This window comes from Flectobacillus longus (genome assembly GCF_030056705.1).
Lineage (GTDB): Bacteria > Bacteroidota > Bacteroidia > Cytophagales > Spirosomataceae > Flectobacillus > Flectobacillus longus.
In genome coordinates this window covers 25,952-49,310 of the sequence record NZ_JASHIC010000027.1, presented here as the reverse complement: position 1 = coordinate 49,310, position 23,359 = coordinate 25,952, and the positions used below count along the sequence as shown (strand labels likewise).

Annotated in this window: 17 protein-coding genes; 9 read left to right on the top strand and 8 right to left on the bottom strand. The window is 37.4% G+C overall.

Annotated elements, in window-relative coordinates:
- The first annotated feature begins 24 nt into the window (after positions 1–24).
- Complete coding sequence (gene trpB, locus QM491_RS19420) at positions 25–1,212, top strand: tryptophan synthase subunit beta (protein WP_283329198.1); 1,188 nt, start codon at positions 25–27, stop codon at positions 1,210–1,212.
- Between the two features lie 329 nt (positions 1,213–1,541).
- On the opposite strand, the gene QM491_RS19415 is transcribed toward trpB, so the two are convergent.
- A complete protein-coding gene (locus QM491_RS19415; protein WP_283329197.1) occupies positions 1,542–2,822 on the bottom strand; it encodes a DUF349 domain-containing protein in 1,281 nt (426 codons plus the stop codon).
- Positions 2,823–3,420: 598 nt separating this feature from the next.
- Between QM491_RS19415 and ettA the strand changes: the two genes are divergently transcribed.
- Positions 3,421–5,088 (top strand): energy-dependent translational throttle protein EttA, encoded by a 1,668-nt coding sequence (ettA, locus tag QM491_RS19410; protein ID WP_166578714.1) that lies wholly within the window; start codon positions 3,421–3,423, stop codon positions 5,086–5,088.
- A gap of 217 nt (positions 5,089–5,305) precedes the next feature.
- Here ettA and QM491_RS19405 read toward each other — a convergent pair whose 3' ends face one another.
- Positions 5,306–6,373: a PorP/SprF family type IX secretion system membrane protein gene (locus tag QM491_RS19405; protein WP_283329196.1), complete on the bottom strand. Its 1,068-nt coding sequence runs from the start codon at positions 6,371–6,373 to the stop codon at positions 5,306–5,308.
- 441 nt (positions 6,374–6,814) lie between these two features.
- Between QM491_RS19405 and QM491_RS19400 the strand changes: the two genes are divergently transcribed.
- Entirely contained in the window at positions 6,815–11,041 is a 4,227-nt protein-coding gene (locus QM491_RS19400; protein ID WP_283329195.1) for a T9SS type B sorting domain-containing protein, read from the top strand.
- A gap of 158 nt (positions 11,042–11,199) precedes the next feature.
- Here QM491_RS19400 and trpA read toward each other — a convergent pair whose 3' ends face one another.
- Positions 11,200–11,976 (bottom strand): tryptophan synthase subunit alpha, encoded by a 777-nt coding sequence (trpA, locus tag QM491_RS19395; protein ID WP_283329194.1) that lies wholly within the window; start codon positions 11,974–11,976, stop codon positions 11,200–11,202.
- A gap of 69 nt (positions 11,977–12,045) precedes the next feature.
- A complete protein-coding gene (locus QM491_RS19390; protein WP_283329193.1) occupies positions 12,046–13,407 on the bottom strand; it encodes a UDP-N-acetylmuramate--L-alanine ligase in 1,362 nt (453 codons plus the stop codon).
- 396 nt (positions 13,408–13,803) lie between these two features.
- Here QM491_RS19390 and QM491_RS19385 point away from each other — a divergent pair, with 396 nt between their 5' ends.
- The 3 genes from QM491_RS19385 to QM491_RS19375 all read left to right on the top strand — a co-directional run bounded on the left by QM491_RS19385 (position 13,804) and on the right by QM491_RS19375 (position 16,201).
- Positions 13,804–15,285 (top strand): type III PLP-dependent enzyme domain-containing protein, encoded by a 1,482-nt coding sequence (locus QM491_RS19385; RefSeq protein WP_283329192.1) that lies wholly within the window; start codon positions 13,804–13,806, stop codon positions 15,283–15,285.
- 117 nt (positions 15,286–15,402) lie between these two features.
- Complete coding sequence (locus tag QM491_RS19380; protein WP_255406884.1) at positions 15,403–15,534, top strand: hypothetical protein; 132 nt, start codon at positions 15,403–15,405, stop codon at positions 15,532–15,534.
- A 280-nt stretch (positions 15,535–15,814) separates the two neighbouring features.
- On the top strand, positions 15,815–16,201 hold the full coding sequence (locus QM491_RS19375; RefSeq protein ID WP_283329191.1) for a MerC domain-containing protein: 387 nt from the start codon (positions 15,815–15,817) through the stop codon (positions 16,199–16,201).
- A gap of 307 nt (positions 16,202–16,508) precedes the next feature.
- Here QM491_RS19375 and QM491_RS19370 read toward each other — a convergent pair whose 3' ends face one another.
- The 4 genes from QM491_RS19370 to QM491_RS19355 all read right to left on the bottom strand — a co-directional run bounded on the left by QM491_RS19370 (position 16,509) and on the right by QM491_RS19355 (position 18,816).
- Positions 16,509–16,898, bottom strand: a complete 390-nt coding sequence (locus QM491_RS19370) for a hypothetical protein (RefSeq protein WP_283329190.1) — start codon at positions 16,896–16,898, stop codon at positions 16,509–16,511.
- Positions 16,899–16,941: 43 nt separating this feature from the next.
- Entirely contained in the window at positions 16,942–17,448 is a 507-nt protein-coding gene (locus tag QM491_RS19365) for a hypothetical protein (protein WP_283329189.1), read from the bottom strand.
- 113 nt (positions 17,449–17,561) lie between these two features.
- Positions 17,562–18,221 carry a hypothetical protein gene (locus QM491_RS19360; protein WP_283329188.1) on the bottom strand — a complete coding sequence of 220 codons (660 nt, stop codon included), beginning with the start codon at positions 18,219–18,221 and terminating at the stop codon, positions 17,562–17,564.
- Positions 18,222–18,270: 49 nt separating this feature from the next.
- The gene (locus tag QM491_RS19355) at positions 18,271–18,816 is read right to left on the bottom strand and encodes an RNA polymerase sigma factor (protein ID WP_310589595.1); all 546 of its coding nucleotides are present in this window, start codon (positions 18,814–18,816) and stop codon (positions 18,271–18,273) included.
- A 269-nt stretch (positions 18,817–19,085) separates the two neighbouring features.
- On the opposite strand from QM491_RS19355, the gene gatB reads away from it, so the two are divergent.
- The 3 genes from gatB to proC all read left to right on the top strand — a co-directional run bounded on the left by gatB (position 19,086) and on the right by proC (position 22,863).
- A complete protein-coding gene (gatB, locus tag QM491_RS19350) occupies positions 19,086–20,543 on the top strand; it encodes an Asp-tRNA(Asn)/Glu-tRNA(Gln) amidotransferase subunit GatB (RefSeq protein ID WP_283329187.1) in 1,458 nt (485 codons plus the stop codon).
- Positions 20,544–20,745: 202 nt separating this feature from the next.
- The gene (locus QM491_RS19345) at positions 20,746–21,900 is read left to right on the top strand and encodes a TlpA disulfide reductase family protein (RefSeq protein WP_283329186.1); all 1,155 of its coding nucleotides are present in this window, start codon (positions 20,746–20,748) and stop codon (positions 21,898–21,900) included.
- Positions 21,901–22,062: 162 nt separating this feature from the next.
- A complete protein-coding gene (proC, locus tag QM491_RS19340; protein ID WP_095166149.1) occupies positions 22,063–22,863 on the top strand; it encodes a pyrroline-5-carboxylate reductase in 801 nt (266 codons plus the stop codon).
- Positions 22,864–23,359: the final 496 nt, after the last annotated feature.

Sequence of the window (23,359 nt, the reverse complement as noted above, 5' to 3'; positions counted from 1 at the left end):
ATATCTTAAAATTATTTGTGTCAAATGACTACAGCTCAACAATATAATGTAAACGAAAAAGGATACTACGGCGAATTTGGAGGGGCTTTTATCCCTGAAATGTTATATCCTAATGTAGAAGAACTCAAAAATAATTATTTGAGTATTATCAACGACCCTGCTTTCAAAGCTGAATTTGACGCTTTATTGAAAGACTATGTAGGTCGTCCAACGCCGTTGTTTTTAGCAGAACGTCTTTCTGAAAAATATAATACTACCATTTACTTAAAGCGTGAAGACTTGTGTCATACAGGCGCACACAAAGTAAATAATACCATCGGGCAAGCTTTATTGGCAAAGCGTTTGGGTAAAAGACGTATCGTAGCCGAAACTGGTGCTGGTCAACATGGTGTGGCTACCGCTACTGTATGTGCATTGATGGGCTTGGAGTGTATTGTGTACATGGGCGAAATCGATATTGAGCGCCAAGCACCAAACGTGGCACGTATGAAAATGCTTGGAGCTGAAGTTCGTGCAGCTAAAAGTGGTTCAAAAACCCTAAAAGATGCTACTAACGACGCCATGCGTCACTGGATTAACAACCCTGTAGATACGCACTATATTATTGGATCGGTAGTAGGGCCACACCCATATCCTGATATGGTGGCACGCTTCCAATCTATTATTTCAGAAGAAATCAAATGGCAGTTACAAGAAAAAACAGGAACGACTAATCCAGACTATGTGATTGCTTGTGTAGGTGGTGGCTCAAATGCAGCAGGTGCTTTTTATCATTTCTTAGATGACGCCCAAACGCAATTAGTTGCAGCAGAAGCAGGTGGTCATGGTATTAGTTCTGGTTTTTCGGCTGCTACAACTTTTTTGGGTAAACCAGGCGTGTTACATGGTAGTCGTAGTATCTTGATGCAAACCGAAGATGGTCAGGTTGTAGAACCTCACTCTATTTCGGCAGGTTTGGATTACCCTGGCATTGGCCCTATGCACGCACATTTATTTGATACCAAGCGTGCTAAATTCTTTGCTATTACAGACGAAGCTGCCTTGAAAGCTGGTTTTCAATTGTCAAAACTAGAAGGCATTATTCCTGCATTGGAATCAGCTCATGCACTTGCAGCTTTAGAAGAATTAGGAGCTCAGCCAAACGAGACCGTTGTAGTAAACCTATCTGGACGTGGCGATAAAGACTTAGCAACTTATATGAAGCATTTGTAGAGTTAGATGAATTGTGAATTAGTAGTGTACGAAGAATTATAAAAAATGTTTATTTCGGATTTCGGAAGTATCAGCTTCTATATTTTGTAAAAAATAAAAGTAAATTTCTATATTTCCGAAATCAGAAATCCCAAATCTGAAATAGTTGAAAATCCTTTGTACACTACTAATTGTGAACTCACCCGCAATAGGCTAAATAATGAAAGGGTTTCTTATAAATTATTTCCGAAAGCCCATAGCTGACCGCCGAAAGCCTGACATTGATATAAAAGAAAAATCCCTTTGGCTCTCACCAAAGGGATTTTTCTTTATTGCTTCTTTATCGAATCTTACTGACCCAACAAAGTTTCTAGTTCTTTCTTGAACTCTACCAAGAGCGTTTCTTTCATTGAAATCTTACGCTTTTGAGTATTGATTTTATTGATAACCAATTTGTCATTCATTTGACCAGAGTACTGCGATTCAGAAATAAACGAGTCTAATTCGTTTTTCTCTTTTTTCGTCATATAATCCATTTGGTTAATCATAATCTTCAACTGCTCGATACGTGGTTTTTCGTGCAAAGCAGGGTGACGGTACGAGATAACACGCAACAAGTAGTTCATTTCGAAAATCTTATCGCAAATGTTACGGAAACGTTCTGCCAAGTTTCTATCCACACTTTTTGCCAAAGTCGAAAGCTCTTTCCATTTTACAAGATATGCTTTTGCTTTTTCTGCTGTTTGTGGAATATTTGGTTGATCTGGGAAGTTACGTTCCAACTCGGTAGTCATGTCCATCATTTGTTGAGCACGAGGATCGATTCTTGGTTTCGATACAATTCCCTTCACATTGTTATAACGCTCAAAGAAGAAATCAGAAGAACGCTTGAACTGCTTCCAAAGCATAGATTGCTTTTTAGGCGGTACCTGAGAGATGGTTTTCCATTCACGTTGTAAATCTTTTACTTTTTGGAAACCAGCATCTACATCTTGTTCGTAGCGCAATGCACGAGCACTATCAACGATTCGTTGTAACTGAGCTAGTTTTTCGTCGATGATACGGTTTTTCTCAGCATAGTATTCACGACGACGAACAAAGAAATTGTCCACAATACCATTGAACTCAGTTTCAATGCCATCTTGTAATGCCTTATCAACAGGACCAGTTTTCAGCCATTTGGTTTTGATTTCCATGATGACATCAGTAGCTCTAGCCCAATCATCGATAGCACCAGCTTGATTAGCTTCTTCAATCAAAGCTCTCTTGATTTCAAGATTTTTGATTTGATTGTTTAGAATTAGCTCACGCAACTGCAATTCTAACTCATCTAACTTGTGAAGTAGAGGTACGAAATTACCCAAACCATCAAACTCTACGAGGTTTTTACGTAGTTGGAGTAATTTAGTTAGGTAAGAGCCTTTGTTTTGAGCTTCATCTACTTGAGCGAAAAGCAAATTTACTTTGTTTTCTGCGATAGCAAAGCGATTAACAAAATACTGAAGAGCTTCTTCTTCGGTGTTACGAACAACACCAATCAGGCGGTCTGGGTATTCCAAATATCCTTTTAAATAGACCTTACCATCTTTACAATAGCCATACTCGGCAGGGTTTTTTACTGTATTTTCCATTGGTTTACGTTGCGTGGTTAGAGTTTTTGGCAATGCTCATAGCTCTAACGGGATTCATGGTTTAGGTTAAATATTAGCTGTTTTGATTTTAAAAACGTCATTTATTGTATTTAACAAAACTATATATTAAATAAAATGAATGAGAAATCTAGTTAGTAACCTATTTGAGTTAATTAGACAAATTTATTGATTGTTAGTTGATTTTTACTGGTTATTAAGTTGATTTTTTTTTTGCAATATACTGAATTTCAATAAAAAATATAATTTTAAATATCGATTATCCATTATTCGGACAAAATTTAACATAGACCTGTTAAAATCGCTATTAATTACCAATGGAAATAAAAACTAAGACTTATACACTGAATCCCCACTCTGCTTTTAGTATCTTTGACAAATTTATTTCTTAGTTTTTTAATTATTAAAATCTATAAGATAAGAACCTACTTTGCTTGATTCAAAGTCAACAAATATGAGACTTTACTCATCCTTTTTTATAAAAGTATTGACCTTCAAGCATTTTATTCAAAAGCTACGTAGAGCTTCAGATATTCATTTTACTAATATAAATAGACCTTTAGAATAAAACAAAAAAACAATGAGTCAAGAAACCATTATTTTTTCAATGGAGCGGGTTTCCAAAACTGTTCCACCACAAAAAACGATTCTTAAAAATATCTATCTCTCGTTTTTCTACGGTGCCAAAATTGGGGTGCTTGGTCTAAACGGTGCTGGTAAATCGTCTTTGTTGCGGGTAATTGCGGGTATCGACAAAAGCTACACTGGTGACGTAGTGTTTTCGCCCGGTTATACTGTAGGAATGCTGGAACAAGAGCCCAAATTAGACCCTACCAAAACAGTTAAAGAAATTGTAGAAGAAGGTGTCGCTGAAATTGTTGGACTATTAAAAGAGTTTGACGAAATCAACGAAGCCTTTGGTGACCCAGATGCCGACTTCGATAAATTATTGGCACGCCAAGGAGAAGTGCAAGAAAAATTGGATCACTTCAATGCTTGGGAATTGGATACTCGTCTCGAAAAAGCCATGGATGCGCTTCGTTGTCCTCCGTCAGAGGCTTTAGTAGGCAATCTTTCTGGTGGTGAAAAACGCCGTGTGGCGCTTTGCCGTTTGTTGTTGCAAGAACCAGACGTATTATTGCTCGATGAACCTACCAATCACCTCGATGCCGAATCGGTATTGTGGTTGGAAGAACACCTTCGTCAGTATAAAGGAACAGTAATTGCTGTAACCCACGACCGTTATTTCTTAGACAACGTAGCTGGTTGGATTTTGGAACTTGACCGTGGCGAAGGTATCCCATGGAAAGGAAATTATTCTTCATGGTTAGAGCAAAAGCAAAACCGCTTGGCTATGGAAGAGAAAACCGAATCTAAGCGTCAGAAAACTCTACAACGTGAATTAGAATGGGTACGTATGGCTCCAAAAGCACGTCAGGCCAAATCTAAAGCTCGTTTGGGTGCTTATGAAAAACTCCTTTCGGAAGAAAATAAACAAAAAGAAGATAAGCTAGAATTATTTATCCCACCAGGACCACGCTTGGGTAATAAGGTTATCGAAGTAAATAATGTATCAAAAGCTTATGGCGATAAATTATTATTCGAAAATCTTAGTTTCTCGTTGCCTCCAGCAGGTATCGTGGGTATTATTGGACCAAACGGTGCTGGTAAGTCGACATTATTCAAGCTTATCTCAGGTCAAGAAACACCTGATTCAGGTACATTCGAAGTCGGAGATACAGTTAAAATGACTTATGTAGACCAAGAACACCATCTTTTAGATGCAGGAAAATCTGTTTTTGAAACTATTTCGGGGGGTACAGAGCAAATTATGTTAGGCAACAAGCAAGTTAATGCTCGTGCTTATGTAAGTAAATTCAACTTTGCAGGTGCTGATCAAGAAAAGAAAATTGCCAACCTTTCGGGTGGTGAGCGCAACCGCGTTCACTTGGCAATGATGTTAAAAGAGGGTGCGAACTTGGTACTTTTAGATGAACCTACCAACGACCTCGACGTAAATACCTTACGTGCGTTGGAAGAAGCTCTTGAAAACTTTGGTGGTTGTGCTGTAGTCATTTCCCACGACCGTTGGTTCCTTGACCGTGTGGCTACGCATATCTTGGCATTCGAAGGCGATTCTCAAGTATATTGGTTTGAAGGTAACTTCTCTGACTATGAGGAAAATCGTCGTAAGCGTTTGGGTGCTGATGCCACGCCTAAGCGTATCAGATACAAAAAGTTACAATAGTATTCAGATTCATCCTAAATCGAGTGAATGAGTGATTATTCTAAAATTTGTATTCTAGCAATAGAGATGCAATACTTTGCGTCTTAAGCCGAGTCAGACATAGCATAGTAGTATCAAAAAAGCGGTCGAAAATTGTTTTTCGACCGCTTTTTTGATGAACCTTTGACGAATAATCTTAATTCCAAAACTCGGGATGACTCGTGTTTGGTAAATATCTTTAAAATTTCGGACAACGAAGCTCTGCTTTGCGTGGGCGGTATTTGGGTTTTGCATCAAACAAATCCGAAAATACATAAGAGAGAGATAATTCATGTGCCCCTCCTGTCGATGACCCCAAACTCGAAATAGTCATATCATAGCTGTAACCAATCGAAAAGTTATCTTGACGATACCCTATCAAAATAACCGCAGCATCATTGCTTAAGTAAGTTGTGTTATCTTTTTTGTATGTTTTTAGGGGAATACCTCTATACCAAGCCCCAAGCACAAGTGGCGAATAAGTCAAGTACATACCCACATCCAACTGGTCAAATGCCCCTTGGTGTTTGTAGTGTACCACAGGAGTTAAGCTTTTTTCTTTTTCAATTTCACTTCCTAAGTTATTACCAATTTCATAATCAGCAAGAGGAATTCTATAACCAGCTTGTACGCCTATTTTCATGGGTAATTTGGCATCTGCGTTACCAAAAGACTGATTAGGTTGATTAATATGATGCACCGATAGACCAGCCCAGAATCTTTCTGAATAGACGATTCCTCCTGAAGAAAAATCCCAATACTGAATCGTTGGAGCAAATCCACCAGTCACAATTGGGTCACTGGTATTATAGCTGGATGGATAACCGCCACCATTGAGATAAGACTGAATTTGATCTGCAAAAATGTAATCTCCAAAGTTGATACTACGACTCACATACGACCCCTGCACGCCAAGATTAGCCGACAAACCTTCACTCAGTTTGAGATGGTATGTATAAATAGCTCCAATATCTGTAGTCTTTAAATTTGAAAATTGTCTATCATTTGTAACCAACAACCCTATCCCACTGTTAATTCTTTCGAGGTACATGTCGGCAGAAAGCGACGAAGTAACAAAGTTTGCACTAAGTGAAGGCCATTGATTACGATGATTAAAATTTACACGAGGAGCCATCGCTGACCCTGCAAAGGCTGGGTTAAGGTATAAAGGAGCTGCATAAAACTGCGAATACTGAGGGTCTTGCCCCAACGCAACTAGCACCGTTCCCAGTAATATTCCTATGCCTAAAATGGTTTTTCTTAACATATTATAGATAAAAGTTACTTCTCATATTTTTAGGTAAACCTCTAAATTTTATTAAATCAGTTTTATTTCAGTATAAAACTAATTTGATAAGTATTTTGAAAAATACTCAAATAGGTTTTTACAACATGATTTTATTTGAACGTAAAAAGCTACTAAAATCACATTTTCATATTAAGTTTTAACAAAAAAAGGGCTTTTTGAAGGTAAAAAAGTGTTTTAGAGTTTACTTTAAAATTAATATCCTACTTATTCGTTAAATTATATAAAATTGTATTCAAAACAACTGTAGAACATAAAGTTATATAGTTTGTTTATTGAATAAAATGTTTTTTTTTCTACAAATCTAATGCTATATCTGCGTATATATACAACCCTTTAGTTGAGTTGTCGGTCTATTAGAGTAAATTGTAAGATGGGCATCACGACTTAGATAACGAACAAATGTTGAATTTTGGTAAATCATATCCGTATTTTTTACATACCCTTTTGGGACTATTTCTATTACTGGGAATAAGCGTAGTTGGTATGGGACAAACTACGAGTAATCCAGATTATATTGCCGTTAAAAACCTTTGCTTATCCGAATGCTCTGACACGACTGCAGCTACTCAATTTCGTGATTTACACACCACAAAAGCAACTAGTGTTTTATGGGATTTTGGCGACCCGACCAGTGGAAACAAAAATACCTCTACTCGACTAAATTCTGCTCACTTGTATGCTACAGCAGGTACTTATACGGTAACACTAACAAGGAATGAAACATCAGGACCAGTAAAATACACCAAAGTTATTACGATAAATCAACCCCCACGCCCTTTTTATCTGGGCAATGATCCTTCGCAACAAGATACTACCATTTGTAAAGGCGATAAACTTAAGCTTGACCCATATCGGACAGGTGGTGCCGAACCTCAGTTTAAGTATATATGGTTTCCGAAGGGAGATACAACACAAACTGTATTGGCTGACTCAACCACATGTTATTCTGTACAAGTGACAGACACCTTGACGGGGTGTTCGACTGAAAATAAGCTAAATGTAAAACTCTGTGTACCACCACCGCCACAACCTCCTAAAGAATATTGGTATTTTGGGCAAGGCGCTGGTATTTTGTTTCAAAATGGTGAGCCCACTGCCGATGAAAATGGCAAAACAAACTCACTAGAAGGTGTTGCTGGAATTACTGATACCAAAGGAAATACTATTTTTTATTCAGATGGAAAAAATGTGTATCGAACAGATGGTACGTTGATGCCTTCTGTGGCCTCCTCTATTCCACTAGCAGGAAGCTCTACCGCCACCCAAGGGGTCGTCATTGTGCCTGTTCCTTCTTGTAAAGGATGTCAATCAACATATTATGTATTTACAACAACAGATATAAATGGTACAAAAAAACTTACCTATTCTATTGTTGATATGCGTAGAGATGGAGGTTTGGGGAAAGTTATTGAGAAAAATATCCCTTTAGATAGCAATAGCACTACCGAAAGTGTGACATCTGTTTATGTACCAAAAGATTCTACTTATTGGGTAGTTAGCCATGACTATGGTGATAATACCTATCGTATGTATCGTGTTACGAAAAATGGGGTTTCTATTTCCAAAACAATTAGTATTGGTGCCAAAATAGACTCTGTGGGTAAAGCGCAAGGGTATTTGAAGTTTTCGCAAGATGGTACCAAAATGGCTTATGTAGTTCCTGGGCCGAATCGAAATTACGTAGAAGTATATGATTTTGCAGATTCAACAGGAGCTATTTCTAACAAAAAAGTCATTGATTTAGGCAAAGCCCCTCCAACACTGTACGGTGTTGAGTTCTCGCCAGATGGTAATAGCCTTTATACCAGTCTTACTGCAGGTGTGACAACTCTTCCACCTGCGGATACAACTATAAAGTCTCAGCTTTTTCAGTTTGATTTAACCTCCAAGGATTCTGCTACGATTGGTTTATCTCGAAAACTAATAGACAGTACAAGTACCCAAAATTTTGGTGCAGTTAAAATAGGTCCTGATGGCAAAATTTATATGGCTATTCAAGGAAGTACGCATTTGGCTGTGATTGGACAACCCAACATTATTTTACAAACAGGTAGTAAAATAGACACATTAGAATACAAGCGGCTTGGATTTGACTTAGCAGGTAAATTGAGTCAATTAGGGTTACCCAACAATACTTCTGTAACTCCCGACCAAAATCAGCAATCTGGTATTTCGGTAGGAGATACTTGCTTGGGCTCGCCTACCCAATTTCAAGCAAATCACCTTTGTGGCGAAAAGCTCAAGAATACTAAAACCCTTTGGAAAGTCTACAAAGGACCTGCTCCTCAGCAAGGTCAACCCGAAACATCATTGCCTGTCGCAACTTTAGGAGGCACAGGGTCAGAACAAGATTTACAAGTAAGCACCACCTTGTCTGAAGCTGGACTATACCACGTAACAGTTACGATGGCTAATCGCTGTAAGTCTGATACTACTTTGCCAGCACAAGAATTTACCATAAAGCCTATGCCTAATCCTAATTTGGGCAACGACATACAGTTATGTGCAGCAAGTACTACCTTAGATTCGAAAAACACTGTACCAAATAGTCATTATTTTTGGCAAAAAGATGGTAGTTTATTAGCTGATACTCTATCCACACTCAATGTTACTCAATCTGGAACTTATAAAGTTTTTGTTGAGAGCAATGGTTGTGTCAAAGAGGATGAGGTAAAGGTAATATTAGCTCAATCTCCTCCATTTGCAGTAGCTGATACTACTATTTGCCAAAATAGCTCAATTGTATTAAATGCAGCATTGCCAACTCTCAGTAACTCCACCACTTATTTGTGGAGCACAGGAGCCACAACGCCATCTATTACGGTATCGGCAACAGGGACATATACTGTCACCATCAAAACATTAATAGGCACAACACAATGTACTGTTAGTGATGATATGCAGGTTACAGCTAGACCCAAAGCTACTTTTACACCTAATAATACATTTCCGACAGCTTGTAACTCGCAAGATGGAACTATTACATTAACTAATTTTTCTCCAACAGATAACTATAGTTTCATTTGGAAGAAAAATGGCACAATTATCCCAAGCCTGACAGGTAGCAGTTTGTCGGGTTTAAGTGCAGGTAATTATCAAGTAAGCATTAGTAGCCCTAATACCTGTTATCAAAACACTGATTTTTATTTAATTCCTATCAATCAACCACAAGCAGTTATTACAGTTCAGCCTACACAAGTAACCTGCTTAACAGATGGAACTATTTCAGTTTTGCTTGGTGTTACCAATAAATTTATCCCTGCCAAATACACCCTCATGCAAAAAATAAACGATGTATATAACATCGTCAGAAATGGAGATATGAGTAGTATTTTTGTAAAAGATAATGAATATAAAATTATCAATCTAGTAGAGGGAACTTATCAAATAGTACTCGAAACAATCGATGGTTGTCAATATACTAAATCGCCTATCACCCTTACTAAAGTCGCTAGTACTCAGCTAAGCATAGAGCCTCCTATCACAAAATGTGAAGGAGAGACTGTTACACTGTCTTTGAATCAAACGCCTACAGGCACAGTACTTTGGAGCACAGGTGCTACTACACCAACTATTAATGTACAGTATGCGGGGACTTACAGTGTTACTGTTACATCATTAGATGGCAAATGTAATAACTCAGCTCGTACAACAGTATCTTTCAAAGCAAGCCCTAGAGTGAGCGTTACAGGACCATCTTTCTTGTGTATAGGAGCTACACCTGTGCAACTTCGTGCCACGCCTGCGGGTGGCACATGGAGTGGATCGAGCAATATCAGTGCAACAGGGTTATATACTCCTGCGGCTTTTATCAAAACTGAAACTATTACTTATAGTTATACCCAAAACACTTGTATAGGTAGAGGTAGTGTTAATATTTCGACCGTATCCAAACCGTATGTAGATTTAGGAGAAGATATTGTTTTTTGTAAAAATACCTCTGTAATAATCGGTATTCCTACAGACCCGAACTGGACATTTAGATGGAATACGGGCGAATCAACCCCTCAAATTACGCCTACAAGGTCAGGAAATTATGCTTTGTTAGTTTCAAATGGCGCTTGTAATGCTAACGATGATATTAATGTAAATATTCTTCCGATACCATTTAGTAGTCTAAAGTCTGAAGTGCCTTTGTGTATTGCTGATGGAAAAGAGCTTGAATTAGACCCTGGCAATGCAGGGAATACTTGGCAATACGAGTGGACGCCAACAGGTGCAACCTCCCAAAAAATTAAAGTATCTTCTGCTGGTAGTTACACGGTTAAAATAACAAATCTAGAAGGTTGTAGCATCAAAGCTAGCACTCTAGTGTATGACTTGTGTCTTCCAGATATTATGGTACCCAATATATTTACCCCAAATAATGACGGTTATAATAACACTTTCAAGATTTTTCCAAGACATATTTTAAAAGAAGGTTTTTCACTAAAAATCTACAACCGTTGGGGCGAATTAGTATTTGTATCTTATGACTGGGAAGATGAATGGGATGGTAAATTTAGAGGTGTCTTAGCCCCTCCTAATAGTTATGCTTGGGAAATAACCTATCGCCCAGAATATCCTGAGCCAAATGTAGGCACACCTTTACAAGTAAAACGTGGTGCTGTAACGGTGGCATGGTAGCAATGAGTGAATGAGTAAATTGTGAATGAGTGAATATTTACTTGTCCAGCATTTTATCATCAAAAAAGCGATTGGAAATTAATTTCCAATCGCTTTTTTGATAGATATCTTATTTTTAAATTACTGAATTAGGGAGCATTCACTCATTCATTCACAACTTATTCTCCTTTTACAGATTTTACAAAAGCATTAATATCAGCTGATAAATCTTTTGCTTCTGTCACAACTTTGATAAACGCACTACCAATAATCGCTCCAGCTGCATGTGACGATGCTTTTGTGAAAGTAGCATTATCAGAAATACCAAAGCCAATCAAACGTGGGTTTTTCAAGCTCATGGCATTTATACGACTAAAGTATGCTTCTTGTTCATCAGAAATACCAGATTTTGCGCCTGTAATACTTGCCGAAGATACCATATAAATAAAGCCTTCTGAAATAGCATCGATATGACTAATACGAGTTTCTGAAGTTTGAGGTGTAATCAAAAAGATATTTAGGATTCCATATTTCTCAAAAATCACTTTATAATTCTCTTCGAAAACATCGGCAGGCAAGTCTGGCAAGATCAAACCATCCACTCCTACTTCTTGGCATTTTTTACAAAATTCTTCTATACCAAATTGTAAAACTGGATTGATATAACCCATCAACAAAATAGGCACTTTGATAGCAGGACGAATACCAGCAAGTTGTTCAAACAACAACTTTACGCTCATTCCATTATCCAAAGCTACTTGGTTTGCATGTTGGATAGTTTCACCATCAGCAATTGGATCTGAATAAGGCATCCCGATTTCTACTAAATCAGCCCCACTTTCATCCAAAGCTTTTAAAATAGTTGTTGTATCATTGAGTTGTGGATAACCCGCTGTAAAATAAATATTTAGTACGTTATTTTTTTTCTGTTCAAAAAGTTGAGTAATACGATTCATGATTGTATAAAAGTTCAATAAGTACAGCAAGCGAACATACTGTTCATCTTCCCAAACTGCACTGTAATTTTACGAAAGTATTTGACTAGATAATTCTTTGAAATCAAGACCATCAAAGGTCCCCGACGACATCATCAGTAAGTTTGAGCCGCGCCATCGCTTACTCAAAAGGAATGTCTTCAGAGACTGGTTATCAGTAAATACTTCGAGATTGCTGTTCGCAAAATTTGCTTTGACTTCTTCTACACTAAGCGCTGGCATCTTTTTGTGTTCAAGGGTTTTAGGACTGAAATATACAACTGCGGTATCAGCTCCGTCCAACTTGTGAGCGTACTCTTTCAAGAAGTTTTTGTTCAAACTACTAAAAGTGTGTAACTCCAAGCAAGCCACTAAATGACGGTTAGGAAACTGTCCTTTGAGCGCTTTGGTTGTCGCTTCCACCTTAGATGGTGCATGAGCAAAATCACGATAAAACACGGTTTCATCGTTTTGTCCTACTAGCTCTAAGCGCTTGGCAGCTCCTTTAAACGAAGCAATTGCTTCATAAAACTGCTCGTCTTCGATACCAATCTGGCTTAGTATCAAACGTGCGCCGTTGAGGTTTTTGAGATTATGTTCTCCAAATACCTCGATTGCTAGTTCTTTTTTATCAGGTAATAGTAAAAAAGTCTTTCCATTTCTCACCACAGCTGGATGAGCTTTGTAAGCGTATTTCTGAATATCTGCGTAGTCTTTATTGCCTAAAGTATTTACCAACGAATCTGTTTCGTCATAAATCAAACTACCTGATTTTGGTATATCTTGCGCAAGCAGTTCAAACTGATGCACATAGTCATCAAACTGTGGAAATACATTTATATGATCCCAAGCAATACCCGAAATCAAGGCTACGTGTGGATGATAATGCAAAAATTTAGGACGGCGATCGATTGGTGATGATAAGTATTCATCGCCTTCAATCACAATCACAGGAGCATCCGAAAGTTTGGCCATAGTCTCAAAACCTTCGATACGAGCCCCTACCAAATAATCAAATTTGCGATTATGGAATTTTAATACGTGTAAAACCATCGATGTAATCGTAGTTTTTCCGTGACTTCCAGCAATCACCACTCTTTGCTTATTTTGGCTATTTTGATAAATAAATTCAGGATATGAGTAAATTTTCACTCCTAATTCTTGAGCTTTCAACAATTCAGGATTGTCCACTCTGGCGTGCATACCCAAAATTACACAGTCCAAATCTTCTGAAATCTTCTCAGGGAACCAACCAGTTTCGGTAGGCAATAAGCCACAAGCTGCTAATAAGCTACGTGAAGGCTCATATATTTCGTCGTCCGAACCCGTAACTAAATAACCATTATTATGCAGATCGATAGCCAAATTATGCATCGCTGCCCCCCCAATAGCGATAAAGTGAACTTTTTTCATAAAATTTAACTCGAACTTTCCAGTTCAAAACATTGTTCGTTAAAAAGATTGTGGTTTTGGATTTGCTATGACTTTTCCAAGAAACTAACTAACTGATAATGAATCATTTTCAAGAAAATTCACATATTACTCACTTGAATTATTTATCGATACAACTCTTTGATAATCAAATAATTTGACAGAATAATTTTATCAAATTGTGAAATAAAAATAAATCCAAATTAGATTCTTGCAAAGGTCATACTTTTATTGCACTTTTGCACGTTTTTTATGAGTAAACTCCGCAAGTCGATTTTCGTTAGTAAAATTTCTTGCGGTTTTCGTTTCTTAGGACGAATACTCACAAACTTAAATAATTTCGAACATAAAAACTCGCTTTATGCTTTTCGCAGTAGGATGAAAAATTACATTGACCTCATTGACCAGACGATTGAGTTTCCAACTCTTGAGTTTAACATTGACGAAAACAACGAATTAATGTTCAACAACGTACCGTTGATGGACATCATAAAACAATACGGGACTCCCCTGAAAATCACGTATTTACCAAAAATTGGTGAGCATATCGAAAATGCTAAGCGCATGTTTAAGAATGCTATTAAGAAGTACAATTACAAGGGAAATTATACGTATTGTTACTGTACAAAGTCTTCGCATTTTAGATTTGTGGTCGAAGAGGTTCTGAGTCATAATGTTCACCTCGAAACATCCTCTTCTTACGATATTCCTATTATTCGCAAGCTATATGATGAAGGTAAGATTTCAAAATCTACTTACATTCTTTGCAATGGCTACAAGTTGCCTTTATATACTCAATACATCAGTGAGTTAATTAATGAGGGCTTTAATTGTATTCCTATTTTGGACAATCTCAAAGAAATTGATTTTTATGACAAATCAGTTACTGCCGAGACTGTCAATTTAGGTATCCGTATTGCCACTGACGAAGAACCAGATTTTGCTTTCTATACTTCACGTTTGGGGCTTCGTTATTCTGATGTGATGGATTTGTATAAAAACAAAATTCAGAACAGCAGCAAATACAAGCTCAAAATGTTGCACTTCTTTATCAATACTGGTATTAAAGACAGTGCTTACTATTGGTCTGAATTGAGCCGCTTTATTTACAAATATTGTGAAATGAAAAAAATCTGCCCAGATTTGGATTCTATCGACTTGGGTGGTGGCTTACCGATTCAAACTTCATTGCAATTTAATTACGATTACCAAGCAATGATTGATGAAATCGTGGAGTCTATTTCATGGATTTGTAACAAAAACAACGTACCCGTTCCAAATATCTTTACAGAGTTTGGTTCATATACTGTTGGCGAAAGTGGTGCTGTTTTATACGAAATCATTGACCAAAAACTCCAAAATGATAAGGAATTATGGTACATGATTGATGGTTCGTTTATTACTCAATTGCCTGACTCTTGGGGTATGAACCAAAAGTATATCATGCTTCCTGTAAACAACTGGGGCTCGCCATACCAAAAAGTAAACTTAGGTGGTTTGACTTGCGACTCTATGGACTTTTATAACACCGAGGCGCATAGCTCAGATTTATACTTACCAATTTTTGAAGAAGGTCAAGAGCGTCAGTATGTTGGATTTTTCCATACAGGTGCCTACCAAGAATCACTAGGTGGCTATGGCGGTATTCAACACTGCTTGATTCCTGCTCCAAAACACGTCTTGGTTGACCGTCTTGAAGATGGTACTATCACGACACAGTTGTTTGCATCGGCGCAAGAAAGCTATGGTATGCTTAACATTTTAGGTTATGGTTCTACCGAAAAGGCCGAGTCACAACCTACAGTATTGAGCCAAGAAGAAGTAAAACACGCTGAAAATCTGTCTCTTATCGAACAATAATTTTGTGGATATTAGAGTTTAAGCTTGAGAGATATTTGTATTTTTGTAGTATTATGCCTCTCAATGGCCAGATCTATCAAATACATCATTGGTATCAACTTTATAAAATTATATCTCATGAAAAGAGCTTCAGTTATTTTGGTTTTGTTGGCAGTAGTAGCAATGGCAACTTCTTGTGGCAGAAAAAACAACTGCCCTGCTTACGGTACTACGAGCATCGACAAGCCAGCTTACAAAGGTCGTAATTAATCATTAGGACGTTTTTAAAACCTCTGTTTCTATTCAATATAGAAATAGAGGTTTTTATTTTGAATAGAAACAGGAAAGATTAGATTAATCATACTCTCCTTTTGTGAGTACCTATGAATAAAGTCTCATTACTTATTCTACAGAAAGACATATTAATTCACCTTGTATCTTTCCTTTTAACATTAATAGTAAAAAATACTTACGAAAGGGAACAAAATATCCTCCGATAGATGTTTGCAATATTGTTGCATTGTATTAATTTTGCAACAGTATTACAATTATGCATCACTCACATTCACATAACGAAACTCCCATCGAGAAAGTAGGATTCTATCTTTCAGTCATTTGTGCGATTCATTGCATTGCTACTCCTGTGGTGATGACAGTGCTGCCTTATTTGGGAAGTAGCCTTTTTCATAATCATTCTTGGGAAATTTGGTTTATCGGAGCAAGTGTTGCTTTGGCTGGCGCTTTATTAATTGCTGACTATCGCAAACACCATTCTATTATTCCTTTAATGCTATTGGTAGGAAGTTTAATAGTAAAAGGTATCGAAATCGTATGGACTGGCGAGCAATACGAATTTTTGACAGGCTTCGTTGGTGCGATTTTGATCGCTTCTGCTTATTATGTCAATTGGAAGGCAAAAGCAAGTTGTTCGTGTTAGAAGTTAGTTGTGTGAGTTTTGATTGAGCGAATGAGTGATTATATTAAGATTTATATTCTCGTAGTAGAGACGCAACGCTTTACTTATTAAGTCGAGTCAGATATAGCATACTAATAGCAAAAAAGCGGTCGAAAATTATTTTTCGACCGCTTTTTTAATGAAGAATTATAAAACCATTCTAGTTACAAAATTCATCCTGAATTTTGTTTAATACTACTAAATACCACTTGATTTTGCACGCAGTGATTACGCCTCTACCGCTAGAATACAAATTTTAGAAATCACTCAATTAGAGATAAAGCTTCTATTATTTTGTTACACATAACCCATTCACACAGTCTACTGTTGGAATAGCAATCATGGCACAATCTGATATTCGGCTATATTTGATATTAAGTTGACGTTCGTATTCTGTATAATTATTGATTTTTTGAGTCAAAATTTTCTCATCTACCTTTCCAACCGAGTACACAATAAATTGCGTTGGACCACCGCAAGCCTTCGAGCCCATCGACATTACACGGCATTCGTCGCCAGCACATGCTTTGTTTTTAGCATAATCTTTAATCTCAGCTCCCATTTGGGTTAATTTTTGATAATCCATCTCCTCGTCTGACAAGCCATTCTCACCTATTCCTCCTTTGGAGCAACTCCATAATAGGCATCCAGATAGAGCTAGCATCATTAGTTTTTTCATAGTGCACATTTGTTTGTAGTTTATTATAGCTTTGAGGCTTGTACTAACGTTTAATTGTTCCCACTTCAACAATCAATTTTTGATGAGTATCAATCATATCATCCAATCGCCAAGCTTTTAGAGATTTGCTTGTTTTAACTTGCACATATAACATTCCTCCATCTGCACAGCCAGGGCAGCCTATCGTCTGAATTGCTTGACCATCATCTTTGAGAGTACTCAAATGATTCTTTATTTTCTGAACGATTTGTTCGGCTTTAGCTTTTTCTGTAGCACTTAGTTTATACCCTTGAAAACGATAATTTTCAGCATTTTTACAATAGCCATTCGTTGTATCAGCGTACAGCTGATCGCCTGCATACAAATACAGCCCAGAAGTGCGACATCCCCAGCCTAAGCCAACATTTCCAAAAACAATATATTCACTCAAATCATTTTTGGTCAAATCGATCGTTTGATTTTTAAGTACTTCCGAGTCTACTATGCTACTTGAACTAGAAGCACAACCAAAAACGCTTAGTATAATTGATAAAAAGAGTAGATTTTTCATATAGATAAAGAAAGATAAGTTAAGAGTATTAAATTCTGAATGTGACGTTTTAAGGGCAACCTAGTTTAGACAAGGACAACCCAAAACTCATCATTCAAAACTCTAAATTTATTTTAGGGTCGTTGATATACTCCTGCGCCGACTGTGATTTTAACATTTTTCAAAAAGCCTTTTTTCTGCGTTTTTACAGGAACAAGTGGTTGAGGCTCAAAATATGGCGTCTGAATAGAGGGTACTGACTGTTCTATTACTTTATGATGCACTTGCAATTCACTACTTACGACAGGAATTTCTTTAGTAGTGGTTGGTGATATAAAATTAATAGAATCAACTACCGACTTTTTCACAAGCTCTTCTACCAATATCGGTTGTGATTCGACTGGAGCTTCTTCTTCTATAATTCTTGGACTTTCAGATACTATATTTTTCTCAGCTACGATATTACTTTCTTCATGTATTTTTTCTGGAGTGCGAACAGGCTTTATCACTGTTTGTCGATGAACGCTAGGTTGTTCGGGCAAATCTTTAGCGCTATCATCTTCAGGTTTCAAAAACCATGCACCTACCAACACCACTACTGCTAGTCCAGCAGAATAAAGCCCAAGGCTACCTTTGGCCATTCCACCACTCGCTTCTGGTGCGGACGACGAAGGAGCAGACTGCTCCAAGGATGCTTCTATGCCATCCCATACCCAGTCGGATGGGGTCATAGAGGCATCATCGAAGGCGTCTCGCCATTGGTCCTCAAAAGAATTGTGTGATGAATTATCCATTATAGTGATTTTATCAGTAAATATTTTATCATATTATTTCATTTGTGCTTTATCCTACCTTATCGTACGAAAGTTGTGTTTGCAATAACTGTCTAGCACGCGAATATTGCGACTTTGATGTTCCTTCCGAAATGCCTAGCATTTCGGCAATTTCATGATGCTGATACCCTTCAATAGCGTACAGGTTAAATACCGTTTGGCAACCTTTGGGTAATTTATGAATCATAGCTAATAGCTCTTGAAAGTGAATACCTTCGATACTCGTACCTTTATCCGAAAAATGATTTTCAAATTCGGCTACATCCGACATATCTTGCCAAGGTTGTTGTGAACGAATATGTTTGATAGCCGTATTCACAACAATTCTTTTGATCCATGCTCCAATCGTACTTTCCCCTCTAAAGCTAGCCAAGTTTTGAAATATCTTAATAAAAGCTTCTTGAAGAATATCCTCAGCTTCGGCCTTGCTTTGTGCGTAGCGTGAGCATACCACCAACATACGCGAAGCATAAGCCTGATAGAGCTTTCGCTGCGCAATGCGGTCGTTTTGCAAACAAGCGTTTATGAGGTCTTTTTCAAGTTCCAATGTATTCAATGTGTTTATAAGCTTACGGACAATACACACAACGCCTTAGGGCATTATGAAAATATATTTTAACATTTTATTATAAAGAGTTTTTCTTTAATTAAAAGGTTGGAATAAGATGATTTATTTTTTGAAAACCATCAAATTTCCAATCACTTAGCGTTGCTGGTTATACCGAGCCATGCTTTTTACTATCTTTGTAGACGATTGTTCCACAAGGCAGAAACTTTTTTACAAAAATACAGAAGATTCTTGCCTCAAACTGAAATTAATATTCTGTGAACCAAGAAATTAGAAACAAATATGAAGTTGTTATTGGCCTAGAGGTACACGCTCAACTTCAAACAGAAAGTAAAATTTTTGCAGCAGACTCTGCGTCGTTCGGAGCTGCGCCCAATACCCATATTTCTCCCATTACCCTTGGACACCCAGGGACTTTGCCAAAACTTAATCGCAAAGCTGTCGAGTATGCCATAAAAATGGGCTTTGCTGCGGGTTCAAAAATATCTGAATATCAATATTTTGATCGCAAAAACTATTTTTATCCTGACCTTCCAAAAGGTTATCAGATTACTCAAGACAAAACTCCAATTTGTATTGGTGGTGGCGTAAAAGTAAAATTATCTACAGGTGAAAAAGTCGTACGATTCCACCATATTCACTTGGAAGAAGATGCAGGAAAGTCTCTTCATGCCGAAGGTTTGAGCGATAGCCTTATTGACTATAACCGTGCTGGTACACCTTTGATCGAAATGGTAACAGAACCAGAAATCAAGTCATCGGAAGAAGCGGCACAATTCATGACCGAGGTTCGTAAGCTTGTCAGATACTTGCATATCTGCGATGGTAATATGGAAGAAGGTTCATTGCGTTGCGATGTTAATATATCTGTAATGCCAGTCGGAAGTAAAGTTTTTGGTACAAAAGTTGAAATCAAAAACATGAACTCGATTCGCTTTATTCAAAAAGCAATTGATTATGAGGTAGTTCGTCAGATTGAGGCAGTAGAAGCAGGTGTAAAAATCATTCAAGAAACACGTAACTTTGATCCTTCTACTGGACGTACCTCGGGTATGCGTGAAAAGGAGTCGATGAATGATTATCGTTACTTTCCAGAGCCAGACTTAGTTCCTTTGCATATTTCTGAAGAGTTATTAATCCAAGTAAAAACTCAAATGCCTGCTTTACCTTGGGAGCTTTTTGAGAAATTTACTAAAACTTATGGTTTGCCCGACTACGACGCAGGTGTATTAACAGATAGCCGTGAAGTAGCCGAATATTTTGACGCAACTTGTCAGTTTACCAAAAACTACAAAGCCGCTTCAAACTGGATTATGGGTACCATAAAATCATATCTCAATGACAATCATTTGGAAATTGAACAGTTAACCATTACTCCTGAAAAGTTAGCACAACTGATTAACCTTGTAGATGAAGGGAAAGTGAGTACCTCAACCGCCTCACAACAGATTTTCCCTGTGATGGTAACAGATACGTCGGCTAGTCCACTTCAGATTGCTGAAGCAAAGAATTTGATTCAACAAAGCAATACCGACACGCTTCAGTCGTTAATTGATGAGGTTTTGGCAGCCAATCCAGCCAAAGTAAAAGAGTATAAAAACGGCAAAAAAGGACTTTTGGGCATGTTTATGGGCGATATTATGAAAAAATCAAAAGGTTCGGCCGATCCAAAAGTTACTACCGCACTTTTACAAAAAACACTCGACTCGCTTTAATAAGAGCGCATAGGGAAAAGGCTGTCGAACAAACCAAGTATTCGATGTCATTCAATGCAAATGATTCTGGAATCACTTGCTGAAAGCCTATCGCCAACAGCTCAATTATTCTGAAGGCATTTATTAGACATTCATTACGATTCTATTTTTGTAAAACGTCTAATAAATGCCTTTTATCCTTTTATCAGTTACCGCTTTATTTATGAAAAAATCAATCTTGAGTATCCTTAGTGTTTTGCTTGGATTCTCGATGGTAGCACAAACCACAGCCACAAAAAAAGCTCAAATCACAGGAAAAGTTCAAAATGTAGTTCCTGACAAAAAAGTCTATCTTCAAATGATTAATGGTCGTGGTACGGCTGTTAATATCGACTCTGCCAATGTAGATGCCGCTCATAATTTCAAGTTCAATTCGCCCATTGCTGAGGGTGGTGGCTATTATTTGATTAACTTTTTCAACATGCCTTTGAGTCAGAAATTACTCTTGATTCTTGAAGGAGGCGAAAAAGTAGAAGTTGTTGCTGATGGCATGGATACACCTCAAGTAAGAGGTAAATTCCAAATCAAAGGGGAATCGAAGAATATCCAGTATTTCAACCAAATCATCAAAATTAACCAAGAATTACAAACCAAGGTTGAAGGTTGGAATAAACAAGTAACCATTGCAACGGAGAAAAAGGACGACGCAACATTGCAGAAAATCCAGAATGAGTTTCAAAATGCCCAACAAATCACTGTAGGCAAAATCAAAGCGATGATTCCTGATATGGGTTCTGAGTTGGTGGCACTTTGGACAGCAGGCAATTTCCTAAACCCAGAAACAGATATGGATTTATTGGAAAAGGTAGCTGATACATTCAAGAAGGAAAAAGCTAATTCTCCTAACCCACATATCAAATCTTTTTTGGAGCAAATCAAAAGAATGAAAGGTGTTGCTATCGGTTCTGAAGCTCCAGAGATTTCCTTAAAAACACCTTCTGATAGTTTGGTTACGCTTTCATCAATGCGTGGCAAATATGTATTGATTGATTTTTGGGCAAGCTGGTGTGGACCTTGTCGTCGTGAAAACCCTAACGTTGTAAGAATTTACAACCGTTTTCATGCTAAAGGCTTTGATATTTTGGGCGTGAGCCTCGACCAAGAAAAAACAGCTTGGGTTCGTGCCATTGAAAAAGATGGATTGGTTTGGCAACAAGTATCCGACCTTCAATATTGGAATAGCATTGCCGCAGCAGCCTATGGCGTGAGCGCTATTCCTGCGCAATTTTTAATAGATAAAGAAGGAAAAGTAATTGCCAAATACACAGGTAGCTCAGCAGAATTAGAGAAAAAGCTAGAAGAAATCTTCAAAGATTAATTTTAGTAACATATACTTCGCCCATAAGGCAACCATCAACCTGACAATATTTTATCAATACTGTCAGGTTTTTTGTTGTAATTTTGTTTCACAAAACTGAAATTCAGCTGATAACCAAATTCATAATCATTTTAATTAATTTTTGACCAAAAACAAACCATCATGAAAGTAGCTATTGTTGGAGCGGGGAATATGGGAATGGCATTTGCCAAATCTTTTATTCAATATGATTTAGTAAAAAAAGAAAACCTATTCTTAATCGAAAAAAATGCTGCCAGAGCCGAAGCGCTTCAGTCAGAAAAAGCAGGTGTTGTGGTAGATACGATTTCTCCTAAAGTCGGAGAATACGATTTAATCATCCTTTCGGTTAAGCCTCAAGACTATCCAACAGTTTCTGAAGAACTTAAAAAAGTAATCCAGCCCAACCAAATTATTTTGAGTATCATGGCTGGTATTTCTATCGATAAAATACAAGAATCGCTCAATCACCGAATTATTGTAAGAGCTATGCCAAACACTCCTGCATTGTTGGGAATGGGGATGACTGCTTTTGCTGCCTCTGGTGACATTACGTTGAGCCAATTAAAGAAGGTTGAAAACTTGATTAACTCTACAGGTCGTGCGGTGTTCTTAGAAGAAGAATCTTTGCTCGATGCTGTAACAGCTTTATCGGGTAGCGGTCCTGCTTATTTCTTCTATTTGGTAAAAGCTATGATTGAAGCAGGTAAAGAAATGGGCTTTGAGGACTCAATGGCGGCATTATTGGTAAAACAAACGATGTTGGGATCATTTCACCTTATCAACAATGCAGAAAAGAGCCTCGACGAACTTATTAAGGCTGTAGCATCAAAAGGTGGTACTACCGAAGCTGCGCTCAAGCGATTTGAGGAAGGCTTATTAGCTCAAAATTTAAAAGAAGGTATCTTTGCTGCACAAAAACGCGCAACAGAACTTTCGAAATAATATGCTTTAGGCTATAAGCCGTAGGCATTAGGACTGTACGAAGGATTTGAAATGATTGCTGATTTCGGAAATATTAAAACATACCTTAGTTTTTTGTAAAATATGATACAAAGAAGTGGCTTACACTTCCAAAATCCAATATCCCAAATCCAAAATAGTTTAAAATCCTTCGTACTCTACTAATATAGAACTATTCTTTATTGGCATCATACTAAACCAAATACACCTAAATATTGTCATATATACAAGAATAATAGTAAATTAGGACTATTCGTGTAATGTATCGAGCGAATATAGTAAGGAAGTAACTTTGTGATTAATTATTTGTAAACTAACAATTCATAAAATATTAAATCGTGACCTCGGATTATTTCACCACCGAAGTTAACATTCTCAAATCTACAATCTACTTATTGGTATCATTTTAGCTCTTACATTCACACTGGCAATCAGCAAAAGACTTGGGGTAAAACATATTGTAGCGTATTATCTTAAA